The 15,476-nt window shown below is 72.5% G+C and carries 11 protein-coding genes; 5 read left to right on the top strand and 6 right to left on the bottom strand.

What is annotated here, in order from left to right; genetic code table 11:
- Nucleotides 1-289 precede the first annotated feature (289 nt).
- A complete protein-coding gene (gene corA, locus ACIBAI_RS19700; protein WP_399035883.1) occupies nucleotides 290-1,285 on the bottom strand; it encodes a magnesium/cobalt transporter CorA in 996 nt (331 codons plus the stop codon).
- A gap of 86 nt (nucleotides 1,286-1,371) precedes the next feature.
- Between corA and ACIBAI_RS19695 the strand changes: the two genes are divergently transcribed.
- The 4 genes from ACIBAI_RS19695 (at nucleotide 1,372) to mshC (ending at nucleotide 4,839) form a co-directional block, all read left to right on the top strand.
- Nucleotides 1,372-2,055, top strand: a complete 684-nt coding sequence (locus tag ACIBAI_RS19695) for a histidine phosphatase family protein (protein WP_399035881.1) — start codon at nucleotides 1,372-1,374, stop codon at nucleotides 2,053-2,055.
- 66 nt (nucleotides 2,056-2,121) lie between these two features.
- Nucleotides 2,122-2,712: a DUF3090 domain-containing protein gene (locus ACIBAI_RS19690; RefSeq protein WP_399035878.1), complete on the top strand. Its 591-nt coding sequence runs from the start codon at nucleotides 2,122-2,124 to the stop codon at nucleotides 2,710-2,712.
- Nucleotides 2,676-3,494, top strand: coding sequence for an SCO1664 family protein (locus ACIBAI_RS19685; RefSeq protein ID WP_399035876.1), 819 nt, complete (start codon nucleotides 2,676-2,678; stop codon nucleotides 3,492-3,494). Before ACIBAI_RS19690 ends, ACIBAI_RS19685 begins: the two co-directional genes overlap by 37 nt.
- A gap of 115 nt (nucleotides 3,495-3,609) precedes the next feature.
- Nucleotides 3,610-4,839 (top strand): cysteine--1-D-myo-inosityl 2-amino-2-deoxy-alpha-D-glucopyranoside ligase, encoded by a 1,230-nt coding sequence (gene mshC, locus ACIBAI_RS19680; RefSeq protein WP_399035874.1) that lies wholly within the window; start codon nucleotides 3,610-3,612, stop codon nucleotides 4,837-4,839.
- A gap of 192 nt (nucleotides 4,840-5,031) precedes the next feature.
- Here the strand turns inward: mshC and ACIBAI_RS19675 are convergent, their stop codons facing one another.
- From ACIBAI_RS19675 to ACIBAI_RS19655, 5 genes are all read right to left on the bottom strand, one after another.
- Complete coding sequence (locus ACIBAI_RS19675; protein WP_399035872.1) at nucleotides 5,032-6,018, bottom strand: PAC2 family protein; 987 nt, start codon at nucleotides 6,016-6,018, stop codon at nucleotides 5,032-5,034.
- Between the two features lie 298 nt (nucleotides 6,019-6,316).
- Nucleotides 6,317-7,933 (bottom strand): FAD-dependent oxidoreductase, encoded by a 1,617-nt coding sequence (locus ACIBAI_RS19670; RefSeq protein ID WP_399035870.1) that lies wholly within the window; start codon nucleotides 7,931-7,933, stop codon nucleotides 6,317-6,319.
- Nucleotides 7,934-7,940: 7 nt separating this feature from the next.
- Nucleotides 7,941-9,479: a glycerol kinase GlpK gene (gene glpK / locus ACIBAI_RS19665; protein WP_399035868.1), complete on the bottom strand. Its 1,539-nt coding sequence runs from the start codon at nucleotides 9,477-9,479 to the stop codon at nucleotides 7,941-7,943.
- 87 nt (nucleotides 9,480-9,566) lie between these two features.
- A complete protein-coding gene (locus ACIBAI_RS19660) occupies nucleotides 9,567-10,361 on the bottom strand; it encodes an MIP/aquaporin family protein (protein WP_399035866.1) in 795 nt (264 codons plus the stop codon).
- Nucleotides 10,362-10,706: 345 nt separating this feature from the next.
- The gene (locus tag ACIBAI_RS19655; protein ID WP_399035865.1) at nucleotides 10,707-11,471 is read right to left on the bottom strand and encodes an IclR family transcriptional regulator; all 765 of its coding nucleotides are present in this window, start codon (nucleotides 11,469-11,471) and stop codon (nucleotides 10,707-10,709) included.
- Nucleotides 11,472-11,815: 344 nt separating this feature from the next.
- Between ACIBAI_RS19655 and metH the strand changes: the two genes are divergently transcribed.
- Entirely contained in the window at nucleotides 11,816-15,328 is a 3,513-nt protein-coding gene (gene metH / locus ACIBAI_RS19650) for a methionine synthase (RefSeq protein WP_399035863.1), read from the top strand.
- Nucleotides 15,329-15,476: the final 148 nt, after the last annotated feature.

Raw genomic sequence — 15,476 nt, 5'->3', positions numbered from 1 at the left:
GGGAGGACCAACGCGCGCGTGCCCCCTCGGTTACGCCTCCCGCCCCCTGGTCGGGCCGCTCGACCCGTTCTGTGCGGAGCCCGCGCAGGGGGTGCGGCCCCCGGGAAGGGCTCGGCCGATGTTTTCGGCCAAGAGCGTGTTCCGGCGCGGGGGGCAGGGGAGCGCCGTCGTCGACGAGTCGTTCCGGCCGCCGTGTCCCGTCGCGGCCGACGGGGCACGGGGCGGCCGGGAGAGCGCGCGCATCGCGGCGCCGGCCGCCCGGCCCCGGCGGGCCGGGCGGCCCCGCGGCCTACAGCCAGCCGCGCCGTTTGAAGAGCCGGAAGACCAGCACCTCCAGCACGGCCATCACGGCGATCAGCGCCGGATACGACCACACCCAGTGCAGCTCCGGCATGTGGTCGAAGTTCATGCCGTAGATCCCCGCGATCATCGTGGGGATCGCGGCCATGGCCGCCCACGCGGAGATCTTCCGCATGTCGTCGTTCTGCCGCACGCTCATCTGCGCCAGATGCGCCGACAGGATGTCCGACACCAGCCGGTCCAGGCCCTCCACCGACTCGTTCACGCGCGTGAGGTGGTCGTGCACGTCGCGGAAGAAGGGCCGCGCCTTGTCGTCCACGAAGGGCACCGCGGCGCCGAACGGGCCGTTGCCCGCGAGACGGGTCAGCGGCAGCGCCAGCGGGCCGGTGGCCCGGCGGAACTCCAGGATCTGCCGCTTGAAGTTGTAGATCCTGGACGCGGTGTGGCGCGAGCCGCCGTCCTCCGGCGAGAACACCTCCGCCTCCAGCCCCTCCAGGTCGGCCTGCAGCTCGGTCGCCACGTCCAGATAGTGGTCGACGGCGGCGTCGGCGATCGCGTACAGCACCGAGGTGGGGCCCTTCCCGAGCAGCTCGGGCTCCTGCTCCAGGCGGTGCCGCACGGCCTTGAGCGGGGCGCCCTCCCCGTGACGGACGGTCACCACGAACGCGTCCCCCAGGAAGACCATGACCTCGCCGGTGGAGACGGTGTCGCTGTCCGGCTCGTACCCGACCGGCTTGAGGACCATGAAGAGGGAGTCCTCGTAGACCTCCAGCTTGGGCCGCTGGTGCGCCTTGAGGGCGTCCTCGACCGCCAGGGGGTGCAGCGCGAACTCCTGCGTGACCAGGTCGAACTCCTCCTCGGTCGGTTCGTGCAGCCCGACCCAGACGAAACCGCCCGCTCCCCGGGCCTCGCTCAGCGCGTCGGAGAAGTCCTCAGGGCCCTCCGTACGGTGGCCGTCACGGTAGATGGCGCAGTCGACGATCACCGAACGTGTTCTCCTCTCATCCGTGGGCCGACGGGCCCCGTCTTCTCCTCCCCCGCGGCAGGCGGCATACGCCTACCCTGGGCCGCATGCCCACGCTGATCCTGGTCCGGCACGGACGCTCCACCGCCAACTCCGAGGGACTGCTCGCCGGCTGGACGCCCGGCGTCGGCCTCGACGAACGCGGGGCCGCACAGGCCGCCGCCCTGCCCGGGCGCCTCGCCGGGCTGCCCCTCGCCGAGATCGTCACCAGCCCGCTCCAGCGCTGCCAGGAGACGATCCGGCCGCTGCTCCAGGACCGGGGCCGCACGGCGCACACCGACGAACGCATCGGGGAGTGCCACTACGGCGACTGGTCCGGCCGCAAGCTCGCCGATCTCAAGGACGAGCCGCTGATGGAGGTCGTGCAGGCGCACCCCTCGATGGCGGCCTTCCCCGGCGGCGAGTCCATGCGGGCGATGCAGACGCGCGCCGCCGAAGCGGTGCGCGAGTGGAACGCGCGCGTGGAGCGCGACCACGGGCCCGACGCGGTGTACCTCATGTGCTCGCACGGCGACATCATCAAGTCCCTCGTCGCGGACGCACTCGGACTTCACCTCGACCTCTTCCAGCGGATCTCCGTCGAACCGTGTTCCGTCACCGTGATCCGCTACACCCGGCTGCGGCCGTTCCTCGTCCGCCTCGGCGACACCGGCGACTTCGCGTCCCTGGTGCCGCGCGAGACGGACCCCGGCGACGACGCCCCCGTCGGGGGCGGTGCGGGCGCACCGTGATCGTCGGCCGCAGTAGGGTGAAGCGGTCGCAGCAGTGCCTTCCCCGACTCTCAATGGAGACAGGACGTGTCCCGTCAGGTGTTCCTCTACGACCAACCGGACCGCTTCGTGGCCGGTACGGTCGGACTGCCCGGGCGTCGTACGTTCTTCCTCCAGGCCTCCGCCGGCTCCCGGGTGACCAGCGTGGCCCTGGAGAAGACCCAGGTCGCCGCGCTCGCCGAACGCATGGACGAGCTCCTTGACGAGGTCGTGCGCCGCAGCGGCGGCAGCGCCGCCGTCCCCGCCGTGGCGCCCGCCGAGATCACCGACACCGCCCCGCTGGACACCCCCATCGAGGAGGAGTTCCGGGTCGGCACCATGGCGCTGGCCTGGGACGGCGAGGAGCAGCGCATGATCGTCGAGGCGCAGGCCCTGGTGGAGCTCGAAGCCGACTCCGACGAGGACCTCGCCGAGGCCGAGGAGCGGCTCCTGCAGGACGAGGAGAACGGGCCCCCGATGCTGCGGGTCCGGCTGACCGGCGCACAGGCCCGGGCCTTCGCCAAGCGCGCCCTCGACATCGTCAACGCCGGGCGGCCGCCGTGCCCGCTGTGCAGCCTCCCGCTCGACCCGGAAGGACACGTATGTCCGCGCCAGAACGGATACCGCCGCGGAGCGTGACGGCCGCCGACCTGCTCGCGCACGGCGAGCTGACCGTGCGCGGCCGCATCCGCGAGGCGTCCAACGCGGCGCTGTACTGCACGGTGACCCACGAGGGCGAACAGGCCGCCTGCGTCTACAAGCCGGTCGCCGGTGAGCGCCCCCTGTGGGACTTTCCCGACGGCACGCTCGCCCGGCGCGAGGTCGCCGCGTACGAGGTCTCCGAGGCGACCGGCTGGGGCCTCGTCCCGCCCACGGTGCTCCGCGAGGGGCCCTACGGCGAGGGCATGTGCCAGCTGTGGATCGAGGCCGTGCCGGACGCCGAGCTGCTCGCGCTGGTCGAGGGCGAGGAGCCGGAGCCGGGCTGGAAGGCCATCGGGTTCGCCGAGGTCGGCGAGGGACGGACCGCGCTGCTCGTGCACGCCGACGACGAGCGGCTGCGGCGGCTGGCCGTGCTGGACGCCGTGATCAACAACGCCGACCGCAAGGGCGGGCACCTGCTGCCCGCCGCCGGGGGACGGCTGTACGGCATCGACCACGGCGTCACCTTCAACGTCGAGGACAAGCTGCGCACGCTGCTGTGGGGCTGGGCGGGGGAGCCGCTGACCCAGGAGGCCCTGGCGGTGCTCGGCCTGCTGCGGGAGGGGCTGAAGGACGGCGGGGCCCTCACGACGAGACTGGCCGAGCTGATCACCGCCGCCGAGATCGACGCCACGCGCGCGCGGGTCGAGGCGCTGCTGGAGTCCGGAAGGCATCCGGAGCCGGGCGGGGCATGGCCGGCGATTCCCTGGCCACCCGTGTAGGCACGCACCGGAGCGGCGGCGGAGCACATCGGCCGGCCGGGCGCAAGAACGCCGCACCGGCCATCCGGCCTGGTCCGGTTCGTATCCGGAACTTCCGTCCGGTTAGGCTCATGACATGCATGCCTGGCCCGCTTCCGAGGTCCCCGCCCTGCCCGGTCAGGGCCGCGACCTGAGGATCCACGACACCGCGACCGGCGGCCTCGTCACCCTCCGCCCCGGTCCCGTCGCCCGTCTCTACGTCTGCGGCATCACCCCGTACGACGCCACGCACCTGGGGCACGCGGCGACCTACAACGCGTTCGACCTCGTGCAGCGCGTGTGGCTCGACACCAAGCGGCAGGTTCACTACGTCCAGAACGTCACCGACGTCGACGATCCGCTGCTGGAGCGGGCCGAGCGGGACGGCGTCGACTGGGCCGCCCTCGCCGAGAAGGAGACGGCCCTCTTCCGCGAGGACATGACGGCCCTGCGGATGCTTCCGCCGCAGCACTACGTGGGCGCCGTGGAGGCCATACCCGGGATCGTGCCGCTCGTGGAGCGGCTGCGGGACCTCGGCGCCGCCTACGAACTCGAAGGCGACGTCTACTTCTCCGTCGGGTCCGACCCGAACTTCGGGAAGGTCTCCCGGCTCGACGCCGCGGCCATGCGGCTGCTGTCCGCCGAGCGCGGCGGCGACCCGGACCGGCCCGGGAAGAAGAACCCGCTCGACCCCATGCTGTGGATGGCGGCCCGCGACGGCGAGCCCAGCTGGGACGGCGGCTCGCTCGGCCGGGGCCGGCCCGGCTGGCACATCGAGTGCGTGGCCATCGCCCTCGACCACCTCGGCATGGGCTTCGACGTCCAGGGCGGCGGCTCCGACCTCGCCTTCCCGCACCACGAGATGGGCGCCTCCCACGCCCAGGTGCTGACCGGCGAGTTCCCGATGGCCAAGGCGTACGTGCACGCCGGCATGGTCGGCCTGGACGGCGAGAAGATGTCCAAGTCCCGGGGGAACCTGGTCTTCGTCTCGCAGCTGCGGCGCGACGGGGTCGACCCCGCCGCCATCCGGCTCGCGCTGCTCTCCCACCATTACCGGTCCGACTGGGAGTGGACCGACCAGGTGCTGCGGGACGCCGTCGCCCGGCTCGGCCGGTGGCGCTCCGCGGTGTCCCGGCCCGACGGCCCGTCCGCCGACGCGCTCGTCGAGGAGATCCGCGACGCGCTCGCCGACGACCTGGACGCCCCGGCCGCGCTCGCCGCGGTCGACCGCTGGGCCGCGCTCCAGCAGGAGAGCGGCGGCACGGACACGGGCGCGCCCGGTCTCGTGTCGCGCGCCGTCGACGCGCTGCTCGGCGTCGCGCTCTAGGCGTTCCTGAGGGGCGCCCGCTCCGCCGTTCCCCCGGCGGAGCGGGCGCCCCTTCTCGCCGGACGGCCCCGGGGGCGGCCGTAGGGGAGGGTGCGCGCGTCCGCCGGCCGGCCCCGGCCCGGACGCATCGGGGCGCCCGGCGACCGCCCGGCGCCCCGCCCAGGACCCCGCGCCCCGCCGAACCGGCCGGGTTCAGTCCTCGGGCGGCTCCTCGTCGTCCGCGCCCGCCTTCGGCGGCTTCGGCGGCCGGGTCCGGCCGCCGGGGTTGTCCCGCCGGTACGGGGTGCCGGGCGGGCCGTCGCCGCCCTCCGCCGTGGCGTGCCCGCCGGACGGGCCGGCCCCGTCCCGGCGCCGCAGGTACCGCTCGAACTCGCGGGCGATCGCCTCGCCCGACGCCTCCGGCAGCTCCGCGGTGTCCCGGGCCTCCTCCAGCGTCTGGACGTACTCGGCGACCTCGCTGTCCTCGGCGGCCAGCTGGTCCACGCCCACCTGCCAGGCGCGCGCGTCCTCGGGCAGCTCGCCCAGCGGGATGCGCACGTCGATCAGGTCCTCCAGGCGGTTGAGGAGGGCCAGCGTGGCCTTCGGGTTCGGCGGCTGCGACACGTAGTGCGGGACGGCCGCCCACAGCGACACCGCCGGCACGCCGGCGTGCGTGCACGCCTCCTGGAGGACGCCGACGATGCCCGTGGGGCCCTCGTACTTGGTCTCCTCCAGGTCCATGCGGCGGGCCAGGTCCGGGTCGGAGGTGGTCCCGCTGATCGGGACCGGGCGGGTGTGCGGGGTGTCGCCGAGCAGGGCGCCCAGGATGACCACCAGCTCGACACCCAGCTCGTGGGCGAAGCCGAGCAGCTCGTTGCAGAACGAGCGCCAGCGCATGGACGGTTCGATACCCCGGACGAGGACCAGGTCGCGCGGTTTCTCGCCGCCGATCCGGACCACCGACAACCTCGTCGTCGGCCAGGTGATCTTACGGACGCCGCCGTCCAGGAACACCGTGGGACGGTTCACCTGGAAGTCGTAGTAGTCCTCGGCGTCCAGCGCCGCGAACACCTCGCCCTTCCACTCCCGTTCCAGGTGAGCGACCGCGGTGGAGGCGGCGTCGCCGGCATCGTTCCAGCCCTCGAACGCGGCCACCATGACTGGGTCGATCAGCTCGGGAACCCCCTCCAGCTCGATCACCCAGCGCCTCCTTCCGACGTGCCCTCGCGTACGTCCCAACCTTACGGCGTGCCACCGGGGCGTCCGCAGCCCCCTCGCACGGGGAGTGCCCCCATCACTGCCCCGGCAGTCCCCCCGGAACACCCCCGCCCGGCCCCGGTGCCTCACCCGGCCGGGCGGCTCCGCGCCGCACGGCCCGCGCGGCGAGACGCTGCCGGCGGGGACGGCCGGGACGCCGGCCCGAGCCCGGCCGCGGGGGCGAGGAGGTGACGGAAGGGGCGGCCCCGCCGGTGCGGAGCCGCCCCTCGGCGCGGTGCGCCTACTTCCCGTCCAGCAGGTCCTGGACCTTCGCGCGGATCTCGTCCGTGGCCAGGCCGCGGATCGTCAGCGTCGTACGACGGCGCAGCACGTCGTCGACCGTCTCGGCCCACTCGTGGTCCCGGGCCCACACGACCTGGGCCCAGATCTCCGGGGCGTCCGGGTGGACGCGCTCGCCGAGCTTCGGGTTCTCGTTGGCGAGCCGGGCGATGTCGAAGGCCAGCGACCCGTAGTGGGTGGCCAGGTGCCGGGCGGTGTCCACCGCCATGCGCGGGCCGGGCGCCGGGTGGTCCACCAGCAGGCGGTGGGCGACCGCGCGCGGGTTGGCGACGCCCGGCAGCGGCAGCTTCTTCGGCAGCGAGGAGACCGGCTCGAAGTCGTCGCCCAGCGGCCGGCCCGGCAGCGACTCCAGCTTCTTCATCACCGTACGGCCGATGTGGCGGAAGGTGGTCCACTTGCCGCCCGCGACGGACAGCATCCCGCCCCGGCCCTCGGTGACGACCGTCTCGCGCTTGGCCTTGGCGGTGTCGCCGGGGCCGCCCGGCAGCACGCGCAGGCCCGCGAAGGCGTACGTGATCAGGTCCCGGTCCAGCTGCTGGTCGCGGATGGAGAAGGCGGCCTCGTCCAGGATCTGGGCTATGTCCTTCTCGTCGACCGCCACGTCCGCCGGGTCGCCCTCGTACTCCTCGTCGGTGGTGCCGAGCAGCAGCATGTCCTCCCAGGGGAGGGCGAAGGTGATGCGGTACTTGTCGATCGGGGTGGCCAGCGCGGCCCGCCAGGGGGAGGTGCGCTTCAGGACCAGGTGCGCGCCCTTGGACAGGCGGATGGACGGCGCGGCGTTCGGGTCCTCCAGCTTCCGCAGGTGGTCGATCCACGGGCCGGTGGCGTTCAGCACCAGGCGGGCGTCGATGCCGAACTCGGCGCCGGACAGGCGGTCCTTCAGCTCGGCGCCGGTCACCCGGCCCCGGGTGAAGCGCAGGCCCGTCACCTCGGCGTGGTTGAGGACGACCGCGCCCGCCTCGACGGCCGCGCGGACCGTCATCAGCGCCATCCGGGCGTCGTTCATCTGGTCGTCGCCGTACACGGCCACGGCCTTGAGGTTCTCGGTGCGCAGCTCGGGCACGTCCTGCGCGGCCTTGGCCGGGCTGAGCAGGTGGCCCACGCCGTCGCCGAAGGCGGAGAGCGCGGAGTAGGCGAAGACGCCCGCCCCGAGCTTCGCCGCGCCGTGCGGCCCGCCCTTGTACACGGGGAGGTAGAAGGTGAGCGGGTTCGCCAGGTGGGGAGCCACCTGCCGGGAGACCGCACGGCGCTCGAAGTGGTTCTCCGCCACCAGCTTCACCGCGCCGGTCTGCAGGTAGCGCAGACCGCCGTGGAGCAGCTTGGAGGAGGCGGAGGAGGTGGCGCCGGCGAAGTCGCCGGCGTCGACCAGGGCCACCCTGAGACCGGACTGCGCGGCGTGCCAGGCGGTGGAGATGCCCAGAATGCCGCCGCCGATCACGAGGAGGTCGTACGACGCCTTGGAGAGCTGCTCCCGGGTCTCGGCGCGGCTCGGGTTCGAGCCGGAGGCCGGGTGCGTGCCCAGGGCAGGCACGGACTGCAGGGCGGACTGACTGGTCATGCGGTTCTTACTCCTCGTCCTCGAGCCAGCCCATGGTCCGCTCGACGGCCTTGAGCCAGTTCTTGTACTCACGGTCGCGGGTGTCCGCGTCCATGCGGGGGGTCCACTCGGCGGCCCGCCGCCAGTTGGCGCGCAGGTCGTCGGTGCTGTTCCAGAAGCCGACGGCGAGACCGGCGGCGTAGGCGGCGCCGAGGCAGGTGGTCTCGGCGACCATCGGGCGCACCACGGGCGCGTCCAGGACGTCCGAGAGCGTCTGCATCAGCAGGTTGTTGGAGGTCATGCCGCCGTCGACCTTGAGCGTGGCCAGCTGGACGCCGGAGTCCTTCGTCATGGCGTCGGCGATCTCCCGGGTCTGCCAGGCGGTGGCCTCCAGGACGGCGCGCGCGAGGTGCGCCTTGGTGACGTACCGGGTCAGGCCGGCGATCACCCCGCGGGCGTCGGAGCGCCAGTACGGGGCGAACAGGCCGGAGAAGGCCGGCACGAAGTAGGCGCCGCCGTTGTCCTCGACCGACAGCGCGAGGGTCTCGATCTCGGCGGCGGTGGAGATCAGGCCCATCTGGTCGCGCATCCACTGCACCAGCGCGCCGGTGACGGCGATGGAGCCCTCCAGGGCGTACACCGGCTTCTGGCCGTCGATCTGGTAGCCGACCGTGGTGAGCAGCCCGGAGTAGGAGTTGATGATTTTCTCGCCGGTGTTCATCACCATGAAGGTGCCGGTGCCGTACGTCGACTTGGTCTCGCCCTCGGAGAAGCAGGTCTGGCCGAACAGGGCCGCCTGCTGGTCGCCGAGCGCGGAGGCGACCGGGATGCCGCCGAGCAGCTCGCCCAGCGTCCCGCCCTTGATCTCGCCGTACACCTCGGCGGAGGAGCGGATCTCGGGCAGGATCTGCTTCGGCACGCCGATGGACTCGCAGATCCGCTCGTCCCACTCCATGGTGTGGAGGTTCATGAGCAGGGTGCGGGAGGCGTTGGTGACGTCCGTGACGTGCCGGCCGCCGTCGACGCCGCCGGTCAGGTTCCAGATGACCCAGGTGTCCATGGTGCCGAAGAGGATGTCGCCCGCCTCGCAGCGCTCCTTCAGGCCGTCGACGTGGTCGAGCAGCCAGCGGGCCTTGGGGCCGGCGAAGTAGGAGGCGAGGGGCAGGCCGGTCTCGCGGCGGAAGCGGTCCTGGCCGACGTTGCGGCCGAGCTCCTTGCACAGGGCGTCGGTGCGGGTGTCCTGCCAGACGATGGCGTTGTGGACGGGCTCGCCGGTGTTCCTGTCCCACAGCACGGTGGTCTCGCGCTGGTTGGTGATGCCGATGGCCTTGATGTCGTCGCGGGTGATGCCGGCCTTGGCGATGGCCCCGGCGACGACCTCCTGGACGTTGGTCCAGATCTCGGTGGCGTCGTGCTCGACCCAGCCGGGCTTGGGGAAGATCTGCTCGTGCTCCTTCTGGTCGACGGAGACGATCCGGCCGTCGCGGTCGAAGACGATGCAGCGGGAGGAGGTGGTGCCCTGGTCGATGGCGGCGATGAAGGGGCCGGCGGTGTGGGCGTCGGTCACTGTGTGCTCCTGGGGGGTTCCGTGGTGGTGGGGCTGTGCGTACGGCGCGTGCTGTGAGTGCCCTGGTGTGCGGCGGGCTCGGTGCTCCTAAGCGAATGCGACGTTGTAGACGCCTGCGGCGATCGCGCCGCCGATCAGCGGACCGGCGACCGGGATCCAGGCGTAGCCCCAGTCGGAGCCGCCCTTGTTGGGCAGGGGCAGCAGGGCGTGCACGATGCGCGGACCGAGGTCACGGGCGGGGTTGATGGCGTAACCCGTCGGGCCGCCGAGGGAGAGACCGATGCTGACGACCACGAGCGCGGTGATCAGGGCGCCCAGGGTGCCGAGACCGTTGCCGCTGTCGTTCAGTCCCTGGGTGAGGACGGCGAGCACCAGGACGACGGTGCCGACGATCTCCGTTGCGAGGTTCTGCCACACGACCCGGATCTCCGGTCCGGTGGAAAAGATGCCCAGAACCGGCCCGGCGCCCTTCTCCCGGGCCTCCACGGCCTTGGCCGTCGTGGCCTGCGCGCCCGGACCGCCGACGATCTCCCGGTCGGTGAGGTGGGCGTGGAACTGGCCGTAGTAGGCGAGCCAGACCAGGGCCGCGCCGATCATGGCGCCGAGGAGCTGTCCGGCCCAGTAGGCCGGGACGTCGCCCCAGGTGCCGTCCTTGATCGCGAGTGCGAGGGTCACGGCCGGGTTCAGGTGGGCGCCGGACAGCGGCGCCGTGGTGTAGACCGCGGTGAGGACCGCGAAGCCCCACCCGAAGGTGATGGCGAGCCATCCGGCGTTGCGGGCCTTGGAGGCCTTCAGCGTGACGGCGGCGCAGACCCCGCTGCCGAGCAGGATGAGTATGGCGGTACCGATGGTCTCGCCGATGAAGATGTCGGAGCTGGACACCCGCGACTCCTTTGTCCTTCGTCCAGGGAAGCCGAGCCCCGGGTCCCTCCGGGGCTCTGGCGCCCTCATGGGGGTGAGAGCGATGCCGGTCCCTTGGCGTTGTCACACTCTAGCGCGTATTGCCGGTAAGTGTTCGACAATGCCGACCGATGGACGGGAGTCTTGCCTCGGCGTTATGCGTGCGTCAAGAGGCGTGGTGCCGAATGCGGGATCGTTATCGATCGCTGCGGATTGCCGGTCTTTTCGGCCGAGGTGCGCCGGATGTCGCCGGACCCGCGCGTCCGGGCAGGGCGAGGACCGGGACGCCGTACGACGTCCCGGTCCGCCGCGGGGGCCCGACGGCCCTCAGAACCGCCCGGCGCCCAGGTCCCGCGACACCGCGCGGGCGCAGTCCCGCACCGCCGCGATCAGCTCGGGGCGCAGCTCCCCGTCCCGGCACAGCCGCTCCACGGCGCCGGTGATGCCGACCGCGCCGACCGGCATGCGGCGCCGGTCGTGGACGGGGGCGGCGATGGAGGCGACGCCCTCCCAGGTCTCCTCGACGTCGGCGGCGTAGCCCCGCGCGCGGGTGAGGTCCAGGAGGTGTTCGAAGGCGTCCGGCTCGCACACGGTCCGGTCGGTGAACGCCTTGCGGTCGGCCTCCAGGGCCTCGCTGCGCGCGACCGGGTCGTAGGCGGAGAGCACCTTGCCGAGGGCCGTGGAGTGCAGCGGCTGCATGGCGCCGATCTCCAGCACCTGCCGGCTGTCGTCGGGCCGGAAGACGTGGTGCACGATCAGCACGCCCTGCTGGTGCAGGACGCCGAGGTGGACGCTCTCGCCGCTGGAGCGGGCCAGGTCGTCCGTCCACACGAGGGCGCGGGCCCGCAGCTCGTGGACGTCGAGGTACGTCGTGCCCAGGCGCAGCAGCTCGGCGCCCAGCTGGTAGCGCCCGGAGGCGCCGTCCTGCTCCACGAAGCCCTCCTGCTGGAGGGTGCGCAGGATGCCGTGGGCGGTGCCCTTGGCGAGGCCCAGCGAGGAGGCGATGTCCGACAGGCCGAGCCGCCGCTCGCCGCCCGCGAGCAGCCGCAGCATCGCGGCCGCCCGTTCGAGCGACTGGATGTTCCGTGCCATCGCCGTACTGCCTCCGTCCCTGTCGAGCGTCGACTCGCGACGTCGCTGCCGCCGTTCGGCAATGCCGAACACTACCGGTCGATGTCGACCTCTTGCTAATGGTCGGCAGTCATTCCGTTGCGCCATGTGTCCCGGGCAGTCTCCCGGAGCCCGCCGGGAGGCGCCGAGGGCGGCCCCCCGCCCGCCGCCCCGCCCGCCCGCGTCCCGTCCGTCCCGTGGACGCCCTGACCACCGGGCCCCGGTCCCGGCTACTCTGGCGGCGTGCGCCCTCCCGGGGCGTTCCGCGCGGAGTTTCCCGGGAAGAGACGCAAAGCCGACAGCCGTCGCATCCGAGGGAGCCCTTCATGGCCTCGTTGCCGCCCACCTCTTCCACCGACAGCCGGACCCGTGTGTCCGCCCTGCGCGAGGCGCTCGCCACCCGTGTGGTGGTCGCCGACGGCGCGATGGGCACCATGCTCCAGGCCCAGGACCCGACGCTCGAGGACTTTGAGAACCTCGAAGGCTGCAACGAAATCCTGAACGTGACCCGGCCGGACATCGTCCGCGCGGTCCACGACGCGTACTTCTCCGTTGGTGTCGACTGCGTCGAGACCAACACCTTCGGCGCCAACCACTCCGCCATGGCGGAGTACGAGATCTCCGACCGGATCCACGAGCTGTCCGAGGCCGGCGCCCGCATCGCCCGCGAGGTGGCCGACGAGCACGCGGCCCGGGACGGCCGGCCCCGCTGGGTGCTCGGCTCGGTCGGCCCCGGCACCAAACTGCCCACCCTCGGGCACATCCCCTACGGCACGATCCGCGACGGCTACCAGGCCAACGCCGAGGGCCTGCTCGCCGGCGGCGCCGACGCGCTGATCGTGGAGACCACCCAGGACCTGCTCCAGACGAAGGCCTCGGTCCTGGGCGCCCGCCGCGCCATGGAGGCGACCGGCGCCGAGGTGCCCCTGCTGGTCTCGATGGCCTTCGAGACCACCGGCACGATGCTGCTCGGCTCCGAGATAGGCGCCGCCCTCACCGCGCTGGAGCCGCTCGGCATCGACATGATCGGCCTGAACTGCTCCACCGGCCCCGCCGAGATGAGCGAGCACCTGCGCTACCTCACGCGCCACTCCCGTATCCCGCTGCTGTGCATGCCGAACGCGGGCCTGCCCGTCCTCACCAAGGACGGCGCCCACTTCCCGCTCGGCCCCGAGGGCCTGGCCGACGCGCAGGAGACCTTCGTCCGGGACTACGGCCTGTCCCTGGTCGGCGGCTGCTGCGGCACCACCCCCGAGCACCTGCGCCAGGTCGTCGAGCGGGTGCGGGGCGTCACCCCGCCCGAGCGCGACCCGCGCCCGGAGCCGGGCGCCGCCTCCCTGTACCAGAGCGTGCCGTTCCGCCAGGACACCTCGTACCTGGCCATCGGCGAGCGCACCAACGCCAACGGCTCGAAGAAGTTCCGCGAGGCCATGCTGGCGGGGCGCTGGGACGACTGCGTGGAGATGGCCCGCGAGCAGATCCGCGAGGGCGCGCACATGCTCGACCTGTGCGTGGACTACGTCGGCCGGGACGGCGTCGCCGACATGGAGGAGCTGGCCGGCCGCTTCGCCACCGCCTCCACGCTGCCGATCGTGCTGGACTCCACCGAGGTCGACGTCATCCGCGCCGGCCTGGAGAAGCTGGGCGGGCGCGCGGTGATCAACTCCGTGAACTACGAGGACGGCGACGGCCCCGAGTCCCGCTTCGCGAAGGTCACGCAGCTGGCGAAGGAGCACGGGGCGGCGCTGATCGCGCTGACCATCGACGAGGAGGGCCAGGCCCGCACCGCCGAGAAGAAGGTCGAGATCGCCGAACGGCTGATCGCCGACCTGACCGGCACCTGGGGCATCCGCGAGGAGGACATCCTCGTCGACTGCCTGACCTTCACCATCTGCACCGGTCAGGAGGAGTCCCGCAAGGACGGCGTCGCCACCATCGAGGCGATCCGCGAGCTGAAGAGGCGCCACCCGGACGTGCAGACCACGCTGGGCCTGTCGAACATCTCCTTCGGCCTCAACCCGGCCGCCCGGATCCTGCTGAACTCCGTCTTCCTCGACGAGTGCGTCAAGGCCGGCCTGGACTCCGCGATCGTCCACGCCTCGAAGATCCTGCCCATCGCCCGCTTCGACGAGGAGCAGGTCACCACGGCCCTCGACCTGATCTACGACCGCCGCCGCGAGGGCTACGACCCCCTCCAGAAGCTGATGCAGCTGTTCGAGGGCGCGACGGCCAAGTCGCTGCGGGCCTCCAAGGCCGAGGAACTGGCCGCCCTGCCGCTGGACGAGCGCCTCAAGCGCCGCATCATCGACGGCGAGCGCAACGGCCTGGAGGCCGACCTCGACGAGGCCCTGCGCGAGCGCCCCGCCCTGGAGATCGTCAACGAGACCCTGCTGGACGGCATGAAGGTGGTCGGCGACCTGTTCGGCTCCGGCCAGATGCAGCTGCCGTTCGTGCTGCAGTCCGCCGAGGTGATGAAGGCGGCGGTGGCCCACCTGGAGCCGCACATGGAGAAGACGGACGAGGCCGGCAAGGGCACCATCGTGCTGGCCACCGTCCGCGGCGACGTCCACGACATCGGCAAGAACCTCGTCGACATCATCCTGTCCAACAACGGCTACAACGTCGTCAACCTCGGCATCAAGCAGCCGGTCTCCGCGATCCTGGAGGCCGCCGAGGAGCACCGGGCCGACGTGATCGGCATGTCCGGCCTGCTGGTGAAGTCCACGGTGATCATGAAGGAGAACCTGGAGGAGCTCAACCAGCGCGGCCTGGCCGCCCGCTACCCGGTCATCCTCGGCGGCGCGGCCCTCACCCGGGCCTACGTCGAGCAGGACCTGCACGAGATCTACGAGGGCGAGGTCCGCTACGCCCGGGACGCCTTCGAGGGCCTGCGCCTGATGGACGCCCTCATCGGCGTCAAGCGCGGCGTGCCCGGCGCGAAGCTGCCCGAGCTCAAGCAGCGCCGGGTGCGCGCGGCCGCCGTGGAGATCGAGGAGCGGCCCGAGACCGGGCATGTCCGCTCCGACGTCGCCACCGACAACCCCGTCCCCACCCCGCCGTTCTGGGGCACCCGGGTGATCAAGGGCATCCAGCTCAAGGAGTACGCGAGCTGGCTGGACGAGGGCGCCCTGTTCAAGGGCCAGTGGGGCCTGAAGCAGGCCCGCACCGGCGAGGGGCCGACGTACGAGGAGCTCGTGGAGACCGAGGGCCGGCCCCGGCTGCGCGGCCTGCTGGAGCGGCTCCAGACGGAGAACCTGCTGGAGGCGGCCGTGGTCTACGGCTACTTCCCGTGCGTCTCCAAGGACGACGACCTGATCCTCCTGGACGAGGCCGGCCACGAGCGCACCCGCTTCACCTTCCCGCGCCAGCGCCGCGGCCGCCGGCTGTGCCTGGCCGACTTCTTCCGCCCGGAGGAGTCCGGCGAGACGGACGTCGTCGGCCTCCAGGTCGTCACCGTCGGCTCGCGCATCGGCGCGGAGACCGCCCGGCTGTTCGAGGCCAACGCCTACCGCGACTACCTCGAACTGCACGGCCTGTCCGTGCAGTTGGCCGAGGCGCTCGCCGAGTACTGGCACGCGCGCGTGCGCGCCGAGCTCGGCTTCGCCGGCGAGGACCCGGACGGGATGCAGGGCATGTTCGAGCTGAAGTACCGGGGCGCCCGCTTCTCCCTCGGCTACGGCGCCTGCCCCGACCTGGAGGACCGCGCCAAGATCGCCGACCTGCTCCGGCCCGAGCGCATCGGCGTCCACCTGTCGGAGGAGTTCCAGCTCCACCCCGAGCAGTCCACCGACGCCATCGTGCTCCACCACCCGGAGGCGAAGTACTTCAACGCCCGCTGAGGGGCCTTCGGGCCCTCCGGACGCCGCCGGACGGCGCCCGGTCGCACGGCGGGGAACCCCGGCCGTGTGACCGGTGTGCCACGGGGTACCGCCTGTACCAGGCGCTTCGTCCGCATGCGTCGTACACTGGTCGATCCACCGCAGGCCG

This window comes from Streptomyces sp. NPDC051041, assembly GCF_044456065.1.
GTDB classification, from domain to species: Bacteria; Actinomycetota; Actinomycetes; order Streptomycetales; family Streptomycetaceae; genus Streptomyces; species Streptomyces glaucus.
The sequence above is the reverse complement of the archived record's forward strand: the minus strand, read 5'-3'. Positions and strand labels throughout refer to the sequence as shown.